Annotated in this window: 15 protein-coding genes; 10 read left to right on the forward strand and 5 right to left on the reverse strand. The window is 69.7% G+C overall.

From position 1 onward, the window contains the following. The first annotated feature begins 82 nt into the window (after window positions 1–82). Complete coding sequence (locus tag LR948_RS09865; RefSeq protein ID WP_232753844.1) at window positions 83–871, forward strand: uracil-DNA glycosylase family protein; 789 nt, start codon at window positions 83–85, stop codon at window positions 869–871. Next, window positions 868–1,410, forward strand: a complete 543-nt coding sequence (moaB, locus tag LR948_RS09870; RefSeq protein ID WP_232753845.1) for a molybdenum cofactor biosynthesis protein B — start codon at window positions 868–870, stop codon at window positions 1,408–1,410. Before LR948_RS09865 ends, moaB begins: the two co-directional genes overlap by 4 nt. 419 nt (window positions 1,411–1,829) lie before the next feature. On the opposite strand, the gene LR948_RS09875 is transcribed toward moaB, so the two are convergent. Further along, entirely contained in the window at window positions 1,830–2,840 is a 1,011-nt protein-coding gene (locus LR948_RS09875; protein ID WP_232753846.1) for a ribose-phosphate pyrophosphokinase, read from the reverse strand. A gap of 91 nt (window positions 2,841–2,931) precedes the next feature. Between LR948_RS09875 and LR948_RS09880 the strand changes: the two genes are divergently transcribed. Both LR948_RS09880 and LR948_RS09885 read left to right on the forward strand, forming a co-directional pair. Then, window positions 2,932–3,531 carry a 2-hydroxychromene-2-carboxylate isomerase gene (locus tag LR948_RS09880; protein WP_232753847.1) on the forward strand — a complete coding sequence of 200 codons (600 nt, stop codon included), beginning with the start codon at window positions 2,932–2,934 and terminating at the stop codon, window positions 3,529–3,531. Then, complete coding sequence (locus LR948_RS09885) at window positions 3,531–4,379, forward strand: alpha/beta fold hydrolase (protein WP_232753848.1); 849 nt, start codon at window positions 3,531–3,533, stop codon at window positions 4,377–4,379. Before LR948_RS09880 ends, LR948_RS09885 begins: the two co-directional genes overlap by 1 nt. Window positions 4,380–4,429: 50 nt before the next feature. Here the strand turns inward: LR948_RS09885 and plsY are convergent, their stop codons facing one another. Beyond that, entirely contained in the window at window positions 4,430–5,038 is a 609-nt protein-coding gene (gene plsY / locus LR948_RS09890) for a glycerol-3-phosphate 1-O-acyltransferase PlsY (protein ID WP_232753849.1), read from the reverse strand. Window positions 5,039–5,332: 294 nt separating this feature from the next. Here plsY and LR948_RS09895 point away from each other — a divergent pair, with 294 nt between their 5' ends. Both LR948_RS09895 and LR948_RS09900 read left to right on the forward strand, forming a co-directional pair. Beyond that, on the forward strand, window positions 5,333–6,802 hold the full coding sequence (locus tag LR948_RS09895) for an efflux RND transporter periplasmic adaptor subunit (RefSeq protein ID WP_232753850.1): 1,470 nt from the start codon (window positions 5,333–5,335) through the stop codon (window positions 6,800–6,802). A 3-nt stretch (window positions 6,803–6,805) separates the two neighbouring features. Beyond that, a complete protein-coding gene (locus LR948_RS09900) occupies window positions 6,806–10,186 on the forward strand; it encodes an efflux RND transporter permease subunit (protein ID WP_232753851.1) in 3,381 nt (1,126 codons plus the stop codon). A 678-nt stretch (window positions 10,187–10,864) separates the two neighbouring features. On the opposite strand, the gene LR948_RS09905 is transcribed toward LR948_RS09900, so the two are convergent. Together LR948_RS09905 and LR948_RS09910 are read right to left on the reverse strand one after the other, a co-directional pair. Next, entirely contained in the window at window positions 10,865–11,266 is a 402-nt protein-coding gene (locus tag LR948_RS09905) for a hypothetical protein (protein ID WP_232753852.1), read from the reverse strand. A gap of 9 nt (window positions 11,267–11,275) precedes the next feature. Continuing rightward, window positions 11,276–12,478, reverse strand: coding sequence for a pyridoxal phosphate-dependent aminotransferase (locus LR948_RS09910; RefSeq protein ID WP_232753853.1), 1,203 nt, complete (start codon window positions 12,476–12,478; stop codon window positions 11,276–11,278). 96 nt (window positions 12,479–12,574) lie between these two features. Here LR948_RS09910 and LR948_RS09915 point away from each other — a divergent pair, with 96 nt between their 5' ends. From LR948_RS09915 to LR948_RS09930, 4 genes are all read left to right on the forward strand, one after another. After that, a complete protein-coding gene (locus LR948_RS09915) occupies window positions 12,575–12,967 on the forward strand; it encodes a helix-turn-helix transcriptional regulator (protein ID WP_232753854.1) in 393 nt (130 codons plus the stop codon). Continuing rightward, a complete protein-coding gene (locus LR948_RS09920) occupies window positions 12,964–13,263 on the forward strand; it encodes a succinate dehydrogenase assembly factor 2 (protein ID WP_232753855.1) in 300 nt (99 codons plus the stop codon). The genes LR948_RS09915 and LR948_RS09920 overlap by 4 nt, the downstream gene beginning before the upstream one ends. 104 nt (window positions 13,264–13,367) lie before the next feature. Beyond that, a complete protein-coding gene (locus LR948_RS09925; protein WP_232753856.1) occupies window positions 13,368–13,865 on the forward strand; it encodes a MarR family winged helix-turn-helix transcriptional regulator in 498 nt (165 codons plus the stop codon). Between the two features lie 876 nt (window positions 13,866–14,741). After that, window positions 14,742–17,246 carry an FAD-dependent oxidoreductase gene (locus LR948_RS09930; protein WP_232753905.1) on the forward strand — a complete coding sequence of 835 codons (2,505 nt, stop codon included), beginning with the start codon at window positions 14,742–14,744 and terminating at the stop codon, window positions 17,244–17,246. Window positions 17,247–17,352: 106 nt separating this feature from the next. Here the strand turns inward: LR948_RS09930 and LR948_RS09935 are convergent, their stop codons facing one another. Beyond that, on the reverse strand, window positions 17,353–18,315 hold the full coding sequence (locus tag LR948_RS09935) for an acetyl-CoA carboxylase carboxyltransferase subunit alpha (RefSeq protein WP_232753857.1): 963 nt from the start codon (window positions 18,313–18,315) through the stop codon (window positions 17,353–17,355). Window positions 18,316–18,341: the final 26 nt, after the last annotated feature.

Below are 18,341 nucleotides of genomic sequence, written 5' to 3' on the forward strand. Positions count from 1 at the left end.
CGGTCACAGCAAGGGGGGCTTGGCGTCATCGGTGGTCGCCCGCCTTTCCTCCGGGCGCGTGGCGGGGATAAGGTCGCCGGTGATGGATTCGCTCGATTGGCATAGCGCGCAGGCGATGCTGGCCTGGCAGCACGAGATGGGCGTGACCGAGACGATCTCGGAAGCGCCCGTCGACCGCTTCGCCGCGGCCGAGGCGGCGCTGGCGGAGACCGCCGCGCAGGCCTCTGTGGCCGTGGCCGGCGCCAGCCGCGCCGTGGCCCAGGAGGACCCGGTGGCCGAGGCCGAGGCCGCCGCCAAATCCGCCCCTGACCTCGCGGCGCTGCGCGAGGCCATGGCCGGTTTCGAGCATTGCGAGCTGAAGCGCGGGGCGCGCAACCTGGTCTTCGCCGACGGCCGCCCCGAGGCCCGCGTCATGGTGATCGGCGAGGCCCCGGGCCGCGACGAGGACCGCCAGGGCAAGCCCTTTGTCGGCTCTGCCGGGCGTCTTCTCGACCGGATGTTCGCGGCGATCGGCCTCGACCGCGCGAGCGAGGGGCCGGGGGGCCTCTACATCACCAACGTGCTGCCCTGGCGGCCGCCGCAGAACCGCGAGCCCACCGAGGAGGAGATCGCCATGATGCATCCCTTCCTCGCGCGCCATGTCGCGCTGGCTGCCCCCGAGGTGCTGGTGATCATGGGCAATATCTCGGCCTCGGCGGTGCTGGGCAAACGCGGCATCACGCGGCTCCGCGGCCGCTGGACCGAGGCGCTCGGCCTGCCGGTCATGCCGATGTTCCACCCCGCCTATCTCCTGCGCAATCCGCAGATGAAGCGCGAAAGCTGGGCGGATCTTCTGGACCTGCAGGCCAAGCTCGAGGAGACCCGCAGATGAGCCGCATCGACGAGAGCCGCGAGTTCCTGCCGGTCCGCATCGCGGTCCTGACCGTCTCGGACACCCGCAGCCCCGAGGACGACCGCTCGGGCGACGTGCTGGCCGCGCGGATCGCCGAGGCGGGCCATGTGCTCGCCGCCCGCGAGATCCTGCGCGACGATCGGGAGGCCATCGCCGAGCGGCTGCGGTCCTGGTGCGCCGATCCCGGCATCGACGTTGTGATCTCCACCGGCGGCACCGGGCTGACCGGGCGCGACGTCACCGTCGAGGCGCATCGCGACGTCTACGAGAAGGAGATCGACGCCTTCGGGGTGGTCTTCACCCATGTCTCCATGGCCAAGATCGGCACCTCGGCGGTGCAGAGCCGGGCCACCGGCGGCGTGGCCGCGGGCACCTATCTCTTCGCGCTGCCCGGCAGCCCCGGCGCCTGCAAGGACGCCTGGGACGAGATCCTGAAGCTTCAGCTCGACTACCGGCACCGCCCCTGCAACTTCGTGGAGATCATGCCGCGGCTCGACGAGCATCTGCGGCGGAAGTGAGGGTTTTGGGACGTCTGAGCCGAGGGCGCGCGCCGGACCGGGGGCCGGCGCTGCTGACCTCCGAGCGGGGCGCTTTATGGCTGCAAGGTCAGGGCTAGGGGCGAGTTAGGCGCACCATCCCAAGGAGCGCCGGCCCATCGGGCCGGTCCGGCGCGCGCCCGGCACCTTCGGTGCTATTCGGGCGCAAGTGGGGGCGGGATTGGGCACGGTTGGCAAAAGGGGATGGGGGGAGACTGTTTGATGGCTGGGGAGCGCCGCACTTCAGCGCGCGGTCAGCCCCAAGACCGACGGTCAGTCCTCAACCAGCCTGCGGAGGCGCGTCGCCCCAAACGGCAAGCCCGAAGACCATCGGCCATCCCTCGGACAGCCTACCGCAAGGGGCGCCTCTTCACCGAAGCGCCCCCTCTCACCCCCTACTCTTAAAGGATCCCCTCGTAGATCGGCCCCAGCGTCTCCAGCTCGAAGAGCGAGGACACCGAGGTGCCGTTCCAGATGTTCAGGATCGCCTGCGCGAAGAGCGGCGCGGTGGGCACCACGCGGATGTTCGGCGCGCCCTTGGCCTCGGGCGTGGCGGCGATCGAATCGGTCACCACCAGCGATTTCATCACGCTGGCCGAGATTCGCTCCACCGCGGGGCCGGAGAGCACGCCATGGGTGATATAGGCATGCACCTCGGTGGCGCCGTGGTCCATCAGCACCTCGGCCGCCTTGCAGAGCGTCCCGGCGGTGTCGCAGATGTCGTCCACGATGATGCACTTCTTGCCCGAGACATCACCGATCACGGTCATCTCGGCGACCTCGCCGGCCTTCTCCCGGCGCTTGTCGACGATCGAGAGCGGCGCGTTGATGCGCTTGGCGAGCTCCCGCGCCCGCGCCACGCCGCCGACGTCGGGCGAGACCACCATCAGGTCGTCCATCGAATCCTTGAACTGCGACTGCACGTCGAGCGCGAAGATCGGCGAGGCGTAGAGGTTGTCCACCGGGATGTCGAAGAAGCCCTGGATCTGGGCCGCGTGCAGATCCATGGTCAGCACCCGCTCGATCCCCGCCGAGACCATCATGTTGGCCACCAGCTTGGCGGTGATCGGGGTCCGCGCCTTGGTGCGGCGGTCCTGGCGGGCATAGCCGAAATAGGGGATCACCGCGGTGATCCGCGCCGCCGAGGAGCGCCGCAGCGCATCGGCCATGATCAAGAGTTCCATCAGGTTGTCGTTCGCCGGGTTCGAGGTCGGCTGGATGATGAACATGTCCTCGCCGCGGACATTTTCGTAGACCTCGACGAAGATCTCGGCGTCGTTGAACCTCTCGATCCGCGCGTCGACGAGGCCCACTGACATGCCCCGGTAAAGCGACATGCGGCGCGCGATGGATTTCGCGAGGTCGAGGTTGGCGTTCCCGGAGATGAGCTTGGGTTCGATGACGGTGGGCATGTGTCGCGCGGTCCATTTGGATTCGATATTGCCGCGCCCTTAGCATGGGCTAGGCTCGGCGGGAAAGCGCGACACCTCCAGGACCTTGAATATGCCGCATATCGACTACTATTTCGCGACCATTTCCCCCTTCACCTATCTCGCAGGGCGACGGCTCGAGGAGATGGCCGAGGCCCATGGCGCCTCGATCACCTACAAGCCGCTCGACATCGTGACGCTGTTTTCCCGCACCGGGGGCACCCCGCCCAAGGACCGGCACCCCTCGCGGCAGGAGTATCGCGCCCAGGACCTGCCGCGGCAGGCCAAGAAGGCGGGGCTGCCCTTTAACCTCAAGCCCGCGCATTGGCCGACCAACGCGGCGCCTTCCTCCTACGCGGTGATCGCCGCGCAGAAGGCCGGCGGCGGCGACATGGGCGCGCTGGTGCACGCTCTCCTGCGGGCCTGCTGGGCCGAGGAGAGGGACGTGGCCGAGGACGACGTGATCAAGGCCTGCCTCAGCGAAGCGGGCTTCGACCCGGGGCTTGCCGACAGCGGCCTTCTGGCCGGGGCCGAGACCTACGAGCGCAATCTCGAGGAGGCGGTGGCCAGCGGCGTCTTCGGCGCGCCCTTCTACGTCGTCGACAGCGGTGAGCGCTTCTGGGGGCAGGACCGGCTGTCCGACCTGGAGGACCACCTGGCGGGCCGGCTCTGATGCCGCGCGACGCCGAGACCGGAGGCGGGGCCGGGGCCGACGGCAAGACCGGCGCCGTGCATCGCATCACGCTGGGTGCACCGCGCGGGCAGGGCGCCCCGGCGCTGGCGCTGCATTGCGCGCTGGCCCATTCCGGCGCCTGGGGCGGGCTGGCCGAGCGGCTGGGCGACCGGCTTGCGATCACCGCGCCCGACATGCCCGGCCATGGCCGCAGCGCCCCTTGGACGGGCCCCGGCCCCGAGAGCTTCCACGACCAGGTGACCGCCATCGGCGCCGAGCACCTGGAGCCGGGCCTCACGCTTCTCGGCCATTCCTTCGGCGCCACCGTGGCGCTGCGCCTGGCCGAGGATCACCCCGACAAGATCCGCCGCATGGTGCTGGTCGAGCCGGTGCTTTTCGCCGCCGCGCGGGCGCGGGCGCCGGAGCTCTTCGAGGCGCGCCGCGCCGCGGGCCGCCCGATGATCGAGGCGGTCGAGGCCGATGACCTCGACCGCGCGGGACGGGTCTTCACCGCGACCTGGGGCGCGGGCCGTCCCTGGGACGAGATGGGCCCCCGCGCCCGGGCGCAGATCGGCCGGCAGATGCGGATCGTGGGCGAGACCCAGGCGACGCTGAACGAGGATGCGGCGGGGCTCCTGGCGCCGGGACGGCTCGAGACCTGCGCCCTGCCGGTGCTTCTGGTGCGGGGGGAGACGACCGAGCCGATCCTCGCGGAGATCCATGCCGAGCTTCTCGCCCGGCTGCCCGAGGCGCGTGAGGTGGTGATCCCCGGCGCGGGTCACATGGCGCCGATCACCCATCCCGAGGAGGTGGCCGCCGAGGTCCGGGCCTTCCTCGACGCGACCTGAAGAGTGCCTGCGGGCGTCCGCCCTGGCGGGAGGACGCTCCCGGCAGCCGCCTAGCTCTTCTGCCCGATCTTCGGCTCGGTCCCGGCTTTCAGCCGCGCAATATTCGTCCGGTGCCGCCAGTAGATCAGCAGCGTCAGCACCGCGCCGAGGAACAGCGCCTCGGGCCGGGCCAGCAGCACCATCCAGATCGTGGCGCTGGCCGCCGCGACCAAGGCGCCGAGCGAGGAGATCCGCGTCAGCGCCACGCCCGCGATCCACATCGCGCAGGCCAGCCCGCCCACGACCCAGTCGAGCGCCAGCAGGATGCCGAGGAAGGTCGCCACCCCCTTGCCGCCGCGAAAGCCCAGCCAGACCGGGTAGCAATGCCCCAGGAAGGCCGCGAGCGCCGCGATCTGCGCCGCGTCCTCGCCCGCGAGCGCGCGCGCCAGCAGCACCGCGGCCGAGCCCTTGGCCCCGTCGAGCAGCAGCGTCGCCGCCCCCGCCGCCTTGGAGCCGGTGCGCAAGACGTTTGTCGCCCCGATGTTGCCCGAGCCGATGCCGCGCGGATCGGCAAGCCCCATGCCACGCGTGACGATCAGGCCGAAGGGGATCGAACCCAGGAGGTAGCCGATCACGGCCCAGATCAGAAGAAGGGTCGGCGCGGTGTCGAGAGGCGGCATGGCGGCTCCGGGGTCGTGGGGGCAATTGCCGGCGACATTACAGCCGGAGGGGGATTGGTCAATCGGCGGGGCTCCGGGGGAGGGGCGGTGTGGCCCGCGGGTTTGGGGGGGCTGGCTCGTTCCGCGCACCGACACCCAAAAAATTCCGCCGCCCCGCGACGGATCCCGGGCCCGCCCACGTAACACTCCGGTGAGAGCCGCCTGCGGCGCTTTGGAAATTTCTCCCATCCGGCTATCTCGCGCTATGATGGAAACACTTGGCCGCGCCTCTGCGGCGCTGGCGAACGAGGTGGAATGCGCTTTCTCCGACGCTCCCTGACGGGTCTCTTCCTCCTGGCGGCGACGCTGGGGCTCCTGGTCTATGCCGGCACGCTGATCCAGGGCGCCGTGGCGACCCGCATGGCCGACGAGCCGCGCATGCCCGAGGGCCGCGAGCGGGTCTTCGCGGTCAATGTCGTGACCGCCAACCCGGGCACCGAGGTGCCGGTCCTGACCGCCTATGGCGCGGTGGAAAGCCGCCGCACGCTGGAGATCCGCACCGAGGCAGCGGGGCGTATCGTCGAGCTCTCCGAGGATTTCGACGCCGGCGGCGAGGTCACCGAGGGCCAGCTTCTCGCGCGCATCGACCCCGCCGATGCCGAGGCGGCGCTGGCGCGCGCCCGCTCGGCGCTGACCGACGCCCGGGCCGAGGCCCGCGACGCCCGCCGCGCGGTGGAACTGGCCGGGGCCAACCTCGAGGCCGCCGAGGAACAGGTGGCGCTTTATGAACGCGCCTTCGCCCGGCAGGAGGACCTGCGCGAGCGCGGCGTCGGCAGCGCCACGGCGGTGGAGACCGCCGAGCTGCAGGCCTCGGCGGCGCGCGCCACGGTGATCCAGCGCCGCCAGGCCCTGGCCGATGCCGAGGCCCGGGTGGCCCAGGCCGAGACCGTGATCGCCCGCAGCGAACTGGACGTGGCCGAGGCCGAGCGCCGCCTGTCCGAGACCGAGATCCGCGCGGGCTTCGCGGGCGTGCTGGCCGATGTGACGGTGGTCGAGGGGCGGCTCGTCTCGGCCAACGAACAGATCGCCACGCTGATCGACCCCGATGCGCTGGAGGTGGCCTTCCGGGTCTCGACCCAGGGCTTCGCGCGGCTCCTGAGCGATGACGGCCGGGTCCGGCGCGCCCCGGTCAGCGCGACGCTGGATGTCTTCGGCACCGACCTGGTGGCCGAGGGGGTGATCGACCGCGCCAGCCCGCAGGTCGCCGAGGGCGAGACCGGGCGGCTGATCTACGCGCGGCTGACCTCGGCGGCGGGCTTCCAGCCGGGTGACTTCGTGACCGTCCGGGTCGAGGAGCCGCCGCTCTCGCAGGTCGTGCGCCTGCCCGCCACCGCGCTCGGCAGCAACGGCCGGGTGCTGCTGGTCGGCGCCGAGGACCGGCTCGAAGAGGCGGATGTGACGCTCCTGCGGCGCCAGGGCGACGCGGTGCTGGTTGCGGGCGAGGCCCTCGCCGGGCGGCAGGTCGTGGCGCAGCGCACGCCGCTTCTCGGGCCGGGCATCAAGGTGCGGACCCGCGACCTCGACGCCGGGGCGGCCGAGGAGGCGGCCCCCGCGGGCGATGAGTTGATGGAGCTCTCCGAGGCCCGCCGCGAGAAGCTGCGCGCCTTCGTCGAAGGCAATGCCCGGATGCCCGAGGACGCCAAGGAGCGCATCCTCGCCCAGCTCAGCGAACCGCGCGTGCCCGCGGCCATGGTGGCCCGGCTCGAAGCGCGGATCGGGGGCTAGGGCATGGGCGGTCGGACGAGCGCGCTTTTCGGACTGTTTTCCTATTTCACCCGGCACCGGACGCTGGCGAACCTGCTGTTCGTGGTGATGCTGGCCGCCGGGGCCTTCGCCGTGCCGAACATGCGCGCGCAGTTCTTCCCCGACGTGGTGATCGACGAGATCGACGTCACCGTCACCTGGGAGGGCGCGGGCGCCGAGGATGTCGACCAGGGCATCGTGCAGCTTCTCGAACCGGCGCTTCTCTCGGTCGACGGGGTCGAATCGAGCCGCGCCCGCTCGCGCGAGGGGGTGGCGGCGATCGAGCTGGAGTTCGAGCCCGGCTGGGACATGGGCCGCGCCACCAACGACGTGCGCCAGGCCGTCGACAGCGTGACCCAGCTGCCCGAGGACGCCGAGGAGCCCGAGATCGGCCGCTCGACCTGGTTCGACCGGGTGACCGACGTGGTGATCCAGGGGCCCATCGCGCCCGAGCAGCTGGCCAATTACGCCGATATCTTCGTGAACCGGCTTTTCGCCGAAGGGGTGACCAACACCACGATCCGCGGCCTCTCGGCGCCCGAGACGGTGGTCGAGGTCTCCTCGACCAGCCTGATCGCCCATGACGTGACCCTGCGCGAGATCGCCGCGGCGATCGGCGGCGAGGTCGACGCCGACCCGGCGGGCGAGGTCGAGGGCGCCAACGCCCGGGTCCGCACCGGCACCGAGAAACGCGCCGCCGACGAGATCGAGACCATCGTTCTGCGCTCCAACCCCGACGGCACCAAGCTGACCGTCGGCGACGTCGCCAGCATCCGCGTCGAGGGCGTGACCCGCGAGCGCAGCTATTACGTCGGCGAGAACCCCGCCATCTCGATCCGGGTCGACCGCACCGCGCGGGGCGACGCCATCGCCATCCAGCGCGAGGTCGAGGAGGTCGCCGCCGAGCTCGAGGCCGAGATGCCCGAGGGCGCCTCGATCGACCTGATCCGCAAGCGGGCCGACATGATCTCGGGGCGGCTCGACATCCTGGTCGACAACGGGCTGATGGGGCTCGGGCTGGTGGTCTGCCTGTTGTTTCTGTTCCTCAACGCCCGGATCGCCTTCTGGGTGGCCGCGGGCATCCCGACCGCCATGCTGGCGGCCATCGGGCTCATGTATCTGGCCGGGCTCACGATCAACATGATCTCGCTTTTCGCGCTGATCATCACGCTGGGGATCGTGGTCGACGACGCCATCGTCGTGGGTGAACATTCCGACCACCTCGCCCGGCGCGGGCTCGGGCCCGCCGCGGCGGCCGAGACCGCGGCGGCGCGCATGGCGCTGCCGGTCTTCTGCGCCACGCTGACCACGGTGATCGCCTTCTTCGGGCTGGTGCTGATCGGCGGGCGCTTCGGCTCGCTGATCGCCGACATCCCCTTCACCGTGATCGCGGTGCTGATCGCGAGCCTCGTCGAGTGCTTCCTGATCCTGCCCAACCACATGCGGCACGCGCTCAGCCATGCCGACAAGCGGCATTGGTACGACGCGCCCTCGCGTGTGGTGAACCGGGGCTTCCGCTGGGCCCGCGAGCGGCTCTTCCGCCCGCTCATGGGCTGGGTGATCGCGGGCCGCTACGTGGTGCTGGCGGGCACGGTGGTGCTGCTGGCCGGGCAGACCGCGCTCTTGATCAAGGGTGATGTGCCCTGGCGCTTCTTCAACGCGCCGGAACAGGATTCGGTGACCGGCAATTTCGCCATGGCGCCGGGCGCCGACCGCGCCGACAGTTTCGAGCAGATGCGCGCCATGCAGCGCGCGGTCGAGGAGCTGGCCGCCGAATACGAGGAGCGCCACGGCGCCAACCCGGTGGAATACGTCCTCTCCGAGATCGGCGGCAACACCGGGCGCGGGCTCTCGGGCACCGAGAACAAGGAGCCCGACCAGCTGGGCTCCATCGCGATCGAGCTGATCTCCGCCGACCTGCGGCCCTATTCCTCCTTCCAGTTCGTCGGCGAGCTGCAGGAGCGGGTCGAGCGGCACCCGCTCTCCGAGACGGTGAGCTTCCGGGGCTGGCGCTCGGGGCCGGGGGGCGACGCGCTCGACGTGCAGTTCTTCGGCGCCGATGCGAGCACGCTGAAGGCCGCCGCCGAGGACCTGAAGACCGAGCTGTCGCAGTTCCCCGAGGTCTCGGCGCTGGAGGATGACCTCTCCTACGACAAGGAAGAGCTGATCCTCGATCTGACCGCGCGCGGCCAGGCGCTGGGCTTCGACATCGACACGCTGGGCCAGACCCTGCGGGCGCGGCTCGGCGGCGTCGAGGCCGCGACCTACCCGGTGGGCCCGCGCTCGGCGGCGATCCGGGTGGAGCTGCCCGAGGGCGAGCAGACCGCCGATTTCCTCGAACGCATGCAGCTGCGCACCCCCGAGGGGGCTTACGTGGCGCTGGCCGACATCGTGCAGGTCGAGCGGCAGGCGGGCTTTTCCACGGTCCGCCGCGAGAACGGCGTGCGGCTGATCTCGGTGAACGGCGATCTTTCCGAGGACGACCCCGCCCGCGCCGCCGAGGTCATGCAGGCGCTCGAGGACGAGATCCTGCCCGGCATCGCCGCCGAGCGGCAGGTCGACTATCGGCTCTCGGGGCTCTCCGAACAGGAGGACGAGTTCATGGCCGACGCGCTGGCGGCGCTGGTCATGGTGCTCCTGGGGATCTTCCTGGTGCTCGCCTGGGTCTTCGAGAGCTGGTCGCGGCCCCTGGTGGTCATGGCGATCATCCCCTTCGGCCTGGTCGGCACGATCCTCGGGCATTGGCACTGGGACGTGCCGATGTCGATGTTCACGGTGGTGGGGCTCCTGGGCATGACCGGGATCATCATCAACGACAGCATCGTCCTGGTGACCACGATCGACGAATATGCCGCCGAGCGGGGCATCCTGCCGGCCATCGTTGACGGCGCCGCGGACCGGCTGCGGCCGGTGCTGCTGACCACGCTGACGACGGTGCTGGGGCTGGCGCCTTTGTTGTACGAGGGGTCCTCGCAGGCCGAGTTCCTGAAGCCCACGGTGATCACGCTGGTCTACGGGCTGGGCTTCGGGATGCTGCTGGTGCTGCTGGTGGTGCCCGCGCTGATCGCCATCGGAGAGGATTTCGCCCGGGCCAAGGCCAGCGTGCGGCGCGGGCTGCGCTTCCGCCGCCGCGGGGCGCGGCTGGGCTATCTCGCCGGGTTTTTTGCGGTGCTGGGCTGGCTGGCGCTGACCATGGGCTGGCAGATCGTCACCGGCGCGCTGGCGGGGGTCTTGGCTGGGGTGATGCCGGTGGAGGGCACCCTCGGCGCGCTCCTGCTGTTCCTGGTGGGCACCGCGCTGGCGCTGGTGCTGGCCTATGTGCTGCTGGCCGGCCGGATGGCGCTGGCTGGGCGGCGGCGGGTGTGAGGTGGGTTTGGTGGTCGGGGCTGGGTGGTTCTGGCTTGAGGGTTAGGGGCCGAAGTGTCTCGCCCGCAGCGGACCGATTAACGGGCGCGCCGGCCGAGCGGTGAGGGTTCGCCCTGGCCGAGAGGGGGCGTGCTGGCCGAGAGGGCGCGCGCGCTGTCCGAGATGCGAGGGCGGACTCTGGCTGCGAGGTCAGGGATTGCGCAGGCCGAGACGTGAAGCTCACGCCGAACGACAGGCTTGGCGTGCCCCCCATAAACCAGCGTTCCCGACCCAAGGCGCTCCGACCAACTTGTCACCCCGGGCTTCCCTTCCACCCTCTCACCCCGCGCCTCCCCGAAAGGCAAAGGGCGCGCGCCGGACCGGGGGCCGGCGCTGCCACCCTCTGGGCTTTGCGCTTTATCCCCACAAGGTCAGGACTAGAGAAAAGCTAAGCACGCCACCCCAAGGAGCGCCGGCCCAAGGGGCCGGTCCGGCGCGCGCCCGGCGCCTGCGGCGCTGTTCGGGCGCAAGACGCGCGTGTTGCGAGCGTGGTTCTTGATGACAGACTGATTGGCTTGCATCAGAAGAAGGCCGGGCCCGGTGGCTGTGGTGCTATTCGGGCGCAAGGGTTCGCTAACGGTGGGCAGCGTGCCTAAGGGCCGAAAGCAGGCCCTCACCGGCCAGCCCAAACACCACCCCTCATCCCTTCGTCAGCCGGTCCGCCTTCTTTCGCACTAGCACCGTGCGCAGGTCGTGCATCGCCAAGAGCAGCGCGTCGGTCACCTCGTCGAGCTGCGCGTCGCTGGCGCGGCTCTGGGCCCATTGCGTCGTCAGGTTCATGTGGTCGATCGCCCGGTGGATGTCGTCGATGTCGCGCAGCGCCAGGAGCGCCTTGCGCTTGTCCATCCAGTCGCGGATCTCGGCCAGGTCCTCGTCCGACAAGACCCGGTCGCCCTGCGGCTTGATCTCGCCGTTGCGGATATTGGCCACCGCGATCGGGTCCATGTCGATCCGCCTCTGGCGGTTCTCGGTGTCGATCCGAAAGACCAGCGCGCCGTTCTCGCGGATGCGGAAGTAATACTCGGGAAGATCGCCCGCCATGGCTGGCCCTCACTTCAATCCTGCGCAGAACCGGCGAATCCGCTCACACGCCTGGGTAAGCGCCTCGTCCGAGGTTGCATAGCTGATCCGGAAGTGCGGCGACAGTCCGAAGGCGGCGCCGAAGACCACCGCGACGCCCTCTTCCTCGAGAAGCGCCCGCGCGAAGGTCTCGTCGTCACCGATATGGGTGCCCGCGGCGCTGGTCTTCCCGATCGCCCCCGCGCAGGAGGGATAGACGTAGAAGGCGCCCTCGGGCGTCGGGCAGCTCAGATGCGGCGTGTCGTTCAGCGCGGCGACCACCAGGTCGCGCCGCCGCCGGAAGGCCTCCGCGCGTTCCGCCAAGAAGTCCTGCGGTCCCTCGAGCGCTTCGACCGCGGCCCATTGGCTGATCGAACAAGGGTTGGTGGTGGATTGCGACTGCACCTTGCGCATCGCCGCGATCAGCGGCTCGGGGCCCGCGGCATAGCCGATGCGCCAGCCGGTCATCGCATAGGCCTTGGAGACGCCGTTGACCGTCAGCGTGCGGTCGTAGAGCCGGGGCTCGACCTCGGCCGGCGTGCAGAAGGTGAACCCGTCATAGGCCAGGTGCTCGTATATGTCGTCGGTCAGCACCCAGACCTGCGGGTGCCGCATCAGCACGTCGGTCAGCGCCTTCAGCTCGGCGCGCGAATAGCCCGCGCCAGTGGGATTGCTGGGCGAGTTGAAGATGAACCACTTGGTGCGGGGCGTGATCGCCGCCTCCAGCGCCTCGGGGGTCAGCTTGAAGCCGGTCTCGAGGCCCGCGGGCACCACGACCGGCTCGGCGCCGCCGATCCGCACGATGTCGGGGTAGCTGACCCAGTAGGGCGCGGGGATCACCACCTCGTCGCCGGGGTTCAAGGTCGCCAGGAGCGCGTTAAACAGCACCTGCTTGCCGCCGGTCGAGACCGAGACCTGCGCGGGGCTGTACTCCAGCCCGTTCTCGCGGCGGAACTTGGCGCAGATCGCCGCCTTCAGTTCTGGAATTCCGTCCGGTGCGGTATATTTCGTTTTTCCAGCATGAATCGCCGCAATGGCTGCTGACTTGATGTTGTCCGGCGTGTCAAAGTCGGGCTCGCCGGCCCCCAGACCGATGACATCCCGCCCCTCGGCCGCCAGATCGCGGGCCAGCTGGGTCACCGCGACCGTCGGAGAGGGGGCGACACGGGAAAGCGTGTGAGAGTAGAAGGACATCTGCGCGCCAGTCATTTTTCCAAGTGTCCCATGGTTTTACGGGGGCGGAGACCACGGCGCAAGGCGCGCCCTGCCACGGTGAGGAGAACAGGATTGATGAGCGATTTCGATTGGTACGGCCCCGATGCCGCGACCTTCGGAGACCGGATCGCCGGGGCCCGCGAGGCCGCCGGCATGACGCCTGAACAGCTGTCGCGGCGGCTGGGGGTGAAGCTGAAGACGCTGCAGAACTGGGAGAACGACCTCTCCGAGCCGCGCGCCAACAAGCTGTCGATGATCTCGGGGCTGCTAAACGTCTCGATCATCTGGCTTTTGACCGGCGAGGGCGAGGGCGTCTCGCCGCCGGGCGAGGAGCCCGCCGGCAGCCAGGACCTGCGCGAGGCCATCGCCGAGCTGCGCGCGATCCGCGTCGAGATGCAGGCGCTGGCCGACCGCTCCGCGCGGCTCGAGAAGCGCCTGCGCGCCACCGGCCAGACGGAGCCCGCATGATCAAGGAAACACCCCGCACCGGAGAGCCCCGCGCCGAGCGGATCAAGCGGCTGCGCATGCGCTCGATGCGGCGCGGCATCAAGGAGATGGACCTGATCCTCTCGCGCTTTGCCGAGAGCCGGCTGGCCGATCTCGACGCGGCCGGCCTCGCGGCCTATGACGCGCTGCTCTCCGAGAACGACCAGGACCTCTACCAGTGGGTGACCGGCCAGGTCGCGCCGCCCGAGGAGCACGCCCCGATCGTGGCCGAGATCTCGGGCGCCATCGCCGCCCATCCCTCGGGCGCCGGGGGCTGAGGCCGGGGTAGGGCCGGAGGAGGGCCGGGGGCTCGTCCGGCTTAACCCTTCCTTGGGGGTTTTGCGTTTTCCTGCCGCCAATCGCGCAATTGCGGAGGCGGCGGATGAGCATCATTTCCAGTGTCGGGCGGGCCCAGGGTCCGGGTCAGATGACCTCCTATCTCGACACGCTCGCCATGGTCGAGCGGCTGCACCGGCTGCTTCTCGACGTGATCAAGGACGAGTTCGAACGCACCGGCCTGCTCGAGATCAACGCCGTGCAGGCGCTCCTGCTGTTCAACATCGGCGACAACGAGGTCACCGCCGGCGAGCTGAAATCGCGCGGCTACTACCAGGGCAGCAACGTCAGCTACAATCTGAAGAAACTGGTGGAGGCAGGCTACATGCACCACCAGCGCTCCGAGGTGGACCGCCGCTCGGTCCGGGTGCGGCTGACCCGCAAGGGTCACGACGTGCGCCAGTTGATGGAAGCGCTCTTCGCCCGCCACGCCGAAGGCATGACCCGCACCGGCGTCGTCGGGCCCGAGGGTTTCTCCGACGTGCTGCACACCCTGCGCCGCGTGGAGCGGTATTGGACGGACCAGATCCGGTATATTTATTGAAGGTGGGGCGGCACGGGGTGCATCGCGGGAGAGGGTTGTGATGTGCCGGGCCAATACGCTGTGAGGCTCTCCTGAAAGCGTTGAGATTGGGCGTTTTGGCTAGGGTGACGTGCGTAGCTTGGGCTAGGCTTCAGGTCGGACGGCGGGCCATGCGACGGGCCCCTCCTGCCTCTGCGGGCCGCTCCAGGCTGTGCACCTACCCGCTAACCAACCTTCCCAACAGAGGGCGCGCGCCGGACCGGGGGACGGCGCTTCTGACCCCAGAGCGAGGCGCTTTATCCCAGCAAGGTCAGGACGAACGACACGCTAAGCGCGCCATCCCAAGGAGCGCCGGCCCAAGGGGCCGGTCCGGCGCGCGCCCGGCATCTTCGATGCTATTCGGGCGCAAGAAGCGCGCTATAGTCATCCGGTTGGCACAGGATGACGATGAATAGTCGTCGCGACGGATAATGCCGCTTCGCTGCTGCCTATTCCGCGGGGCGACAATCCTTCATGGCAACTCAGGGCGCCGCACTGCAACGCACCGGACTGAACTGCAGCGCACTGCGCTGCACTGCAACGCACCGAACTGCAGCGCACTGGACCGCACTACAACGCGCCGGACTGAAGTGCAGCGCATCGTGTATCACTGTGACACCTGCAGCCGCGCCGAACCGCAGCCCTCAACCGCGCGATGCCTCCCGGCCTATCACAGCCACCAGACCGGCCGATCCATCCCCCGGACCCTCCCATCCGGCACCGCAGCCACACCTTCCAGCCAATCACCTAACCACCCCGCCCCAATGTCGCTTTCCCCACATGACAAGTCGGGCGCCGCGTAAGCCCTCTTCGGCTGCCGCGTTAGGACGAGCGGGACAGGACAGGGAAGAAATGCCGATGAAAACCCATGTGAAAGCCCTCGTGGTCGGCGGCGGCGCCGTCGGCACCTCCATCGCCTATCACCTCGCCCGGCACGGCTGGGACGAGGTGATGCTGCTCGAACGCGACGAGCTGACGAGCGGCTCGACCTGGCATGCGGCGGGGCTCCTGCCCTATTTCAACATGTCCTACGCGACGACCCATATCCACGACTACTCGATCCGGTTCTACAAGACCCTGGAGGCGGAGACCGGCCTCAACGCCGGCTTCTCGGTGGTGGGCAACCTGCGCATGGCGCAGTCGAAGGCGCGCATGGACGAATACTTGCTCTATGCCACCACCGCCGAGACCTGCGACGTGCCTTTCGAGTGGCTCACGCCCTCGGAGATCAAGGCGCGCTGGCCGCTCCTGCGGACCGAGGACCTCGAAGGGGCGATCTACCACCCGACGGACGGCTACATTAACCCCGCCGACGTCACCATGGCCATGGCCAAGGGCGCGCGCCAGCGCGGCGTCACGATCGAGCGCAAATGGCAGGTCGACGGCTACGAGTGGACCGGCGCGGAATGGCGGGTCTCGGTCTCGAAGATGGTCGAGAAGGGCGGCAACCTGGTGCCCTCCGAGGAGACCGCGGTGATCACCGCCGAACACGTGGTGACCGCCACCGGCAACCACGCGCAGCGCACCGCGCGGATGCTCGGCATCAAGATCCCCGCGATCCCGGTCGAGCACCAGTATATCGTCACCGAACCCGACCCGGCGCTGGTCGCCTACCGCCGCGAGGGCGGCGGCGAACACCCCGTGCTGCGCGACGCCGACGCCAAGTGGTACGTCCGCGAGGAGCGCGGCGGCTGGATCCTCGGCCCCTACGAGCGCAACGCCCCCGCGCGCTTCGAATACGGCGTACCCGACAGCTTCCGCGCCGATCTCTTCCCGCTCGACCTCGAGCGCATAGAGGAAGAGTACATGTCGATGATCCACCGCATTCCGTCGTCCGAGGAGGTCGGCCTCAAGGACGATTACAACGGCCCGATCTGCTACACCCCCGATGGCAACCCGCTGATCGGCCCGGCGCCGGGGCTGCGCAACATGTGGCTGGCCGAGGGCTTTTCCTTCGGGATCACCGCCGCGGGCGGGGCGGGGGAATACCTCGCGCAGATGATGGTCGCCGGCGAGGCCGAGATCGACATGGCCTCGCTCGATCCCAAGCGCTACGGCGACTGGATGACGACGGACTACGCCGCCCGCAAGAACGAGGAGGCCTACGAGCACGTCTACATCCTGCACCACCCCGACGAGGAACGCCCGGCCTGCCGGCCGCTGCGCACCGCGCCGGTCTACGACCGCCAGAAGGCCCGGGGCGCGCAGTTCGGCCAGGTCAATGGCTGGGAGCGGCCGAACTACTACGGCTCCGCCGAGGCCGAGGAGGATTTCGACCACGCCGCCCGCAGCTTCCGGCGCGGCGGCTGGTGGGACTACGCCCGCACCGAGGCCGAGGCGATCCGCAACGGCGTCGGGCTGATAGACGCCACGGCCTTCACCAAGCACCTGGTCAAGGGGCCGGGGGCCGCGGCCTTCATGGATTGGTTCACCTGCAACCGCCTGCCCAAGACCGGCCGCATCAACCTGACCTATGCGCTGACCGGGGCGGGCACCACGCGCACCGAATACACCGTGGTGCGTCTGGCCGAGGACAGCTTCTACCTGGTCTCGGCGGGCGCCTGGACGGGTTATGACGGCGACTACCTGCGCAAGGCCGCCGAGGACCGCCGCGAAGAGCTGGGCTGGATCGAGGTGCAGGACGTGACCACCCAATGGGGCGTCTTCGCCGTCGCGGGCCCGAAGTCGCGCGACCTCCTCGGCGCGCTGGTCAAGGACGCCGATCCGGCGACAGTGCTGTCGAACAAGCGCTTCCCCTGGCTGTCCTGCCGCGACATCGAGTTGGGCATGGTGCCGGTGCGCGCCATCCGTGTCGCCTACACCGGCGAGCTCGGCTGGGAGCTGCACCACCCGATCGAGATGCAGACCCACCTCTGGGACCGGCTGATGGAGGCGGGCGAGCCGCTGGGCCTGAAGCTCGTGGGCGCGCGGGCGCAGAACTGGCTGCGCCAGGAAAAGAGCTACCGCGCCTTCGGCCATGAGCTCGGCCGCGACGCGACCCCGCTCGAGGCCGATCTGCCGCGCTTCGTCGACCTCTCGAAGGAGTTTCACGGCAAGGCGGAGATGCAGGCCAAGGGCATCCGCTCGCGCTGCGTCACGGTGCTGATTGACGGGCCTTCGGACGCCGATCCCTGGGGCCGCGAGGCGCTCTATCTGGGTGACGGTACCCGAGTCGGGCGGCTGACCTCGGGCGGCTATTCGGTGGCCTTCGGCAAATCCATCGGCATGGGCTACGTGCGCCCGGATCTCGCCAAGGCGGGGCAGGCGCTGCAGGTGCGGATGCTGGGCCAGCTCTGGGACGCGGTGGTGACCGAGGACAGCCCCTACGACCCGGAGAACGCGCGGATCCGCCAGGACGGCTAGGCGCGCGGGTCTCGCCGCGACCAGCACAAAAAAAGGCCCCGTGCAGCGCGCGCGGGGCCTTCTCACTTGATCGGGGAGGCGGGCGCGGCAGGCGCCCCCTCGGACGTCAGGCCGCGAGGCCCTTCGAGCCCATCTCCAGGAACTTCTTGCGGCGCGCGGCGACCAGCTCCTCGGGGGAAGCCTTGTGGAACTCGCCCAGCATGGCCTCGATCGCCTCGCCCACGGCGGCGATGGCGGCATGGCCGTCGCGATGGGCGCCGCCCAGGGGCTCGGGGATGATCCGGTCGCAGATGCCCAGCTTCTTGAGGTCCTGCGCGGTCAGGCGCAGCGCCTCGGCGGCCTCGCGCATCTTCTCGGCGTTCTTCCACAGGATCGAGGCGCAGCCCTCGGGCGAGATCACCGAATAGACCGAATGCTCGAGCATCGCGATGCGGTTGGCGCTGGCGAAGGCCACCGCGCCGCCCGAGCCGCCCTCGCCGATGATCACCGACAGGAGCGGCACGCCGATCTGCAGGCATTTCTCGGTCGAGCGCGCGATGGCCTCGGACTGGCCGCGCTCCTCGGCGCCCTTGCCGGGGTAGGCGCCGGGGGTGTCGACCAGGGTGATGACCGGCAGGCCGAAGCGGTCGGCCATGTCCATCAGGCGGATCGCCTTGCGGTAGCCCTCGGGGCGGGCCATGCCGAAGTTGTGGGTCAGCCGCGACTGGGTGTCGTTGCCCTTCTCGTGGCCGATCACCACGACGGGCCGGTCGTTGAACCGCGCGAGCCCGCCCATCACCGCGTGGTCGTCGCCGAAGGCGCGGTCGCCCGCAAGCGGCGTGTACTCGGTGAAGAGCGCGTCGATGTAGTCGCGGCAATGCGGCCGGTCGGGGTGCCGGGCGACCTGGCACTTCCGCCAGGGCGTCAGCTTGGCGTAGAGATCCTTGAGAAGGTTCGTGGCCTTCTTGTCGAGCGCCCGGGCCTCGGCCTCGATATCCATGCCCTCGCTCGACCGCGCCATGGCGCGCAGCTCTTCGGACTTGCCTTCGATCTCGGCGAGCGGCTTTTCGAAGTCGAGATAATGCGTCATCGCGTATTCCCTTTGACCTCGGGCCG

Source organism: Roseivivax sp. GX 12232 (assembly GCF_021272185.1).
GTDB lineage: Bacteria > Pseudomonadota > Alphaproteobacteria > Rhodobacterales > Rhodobacteraceae > Roseivivax.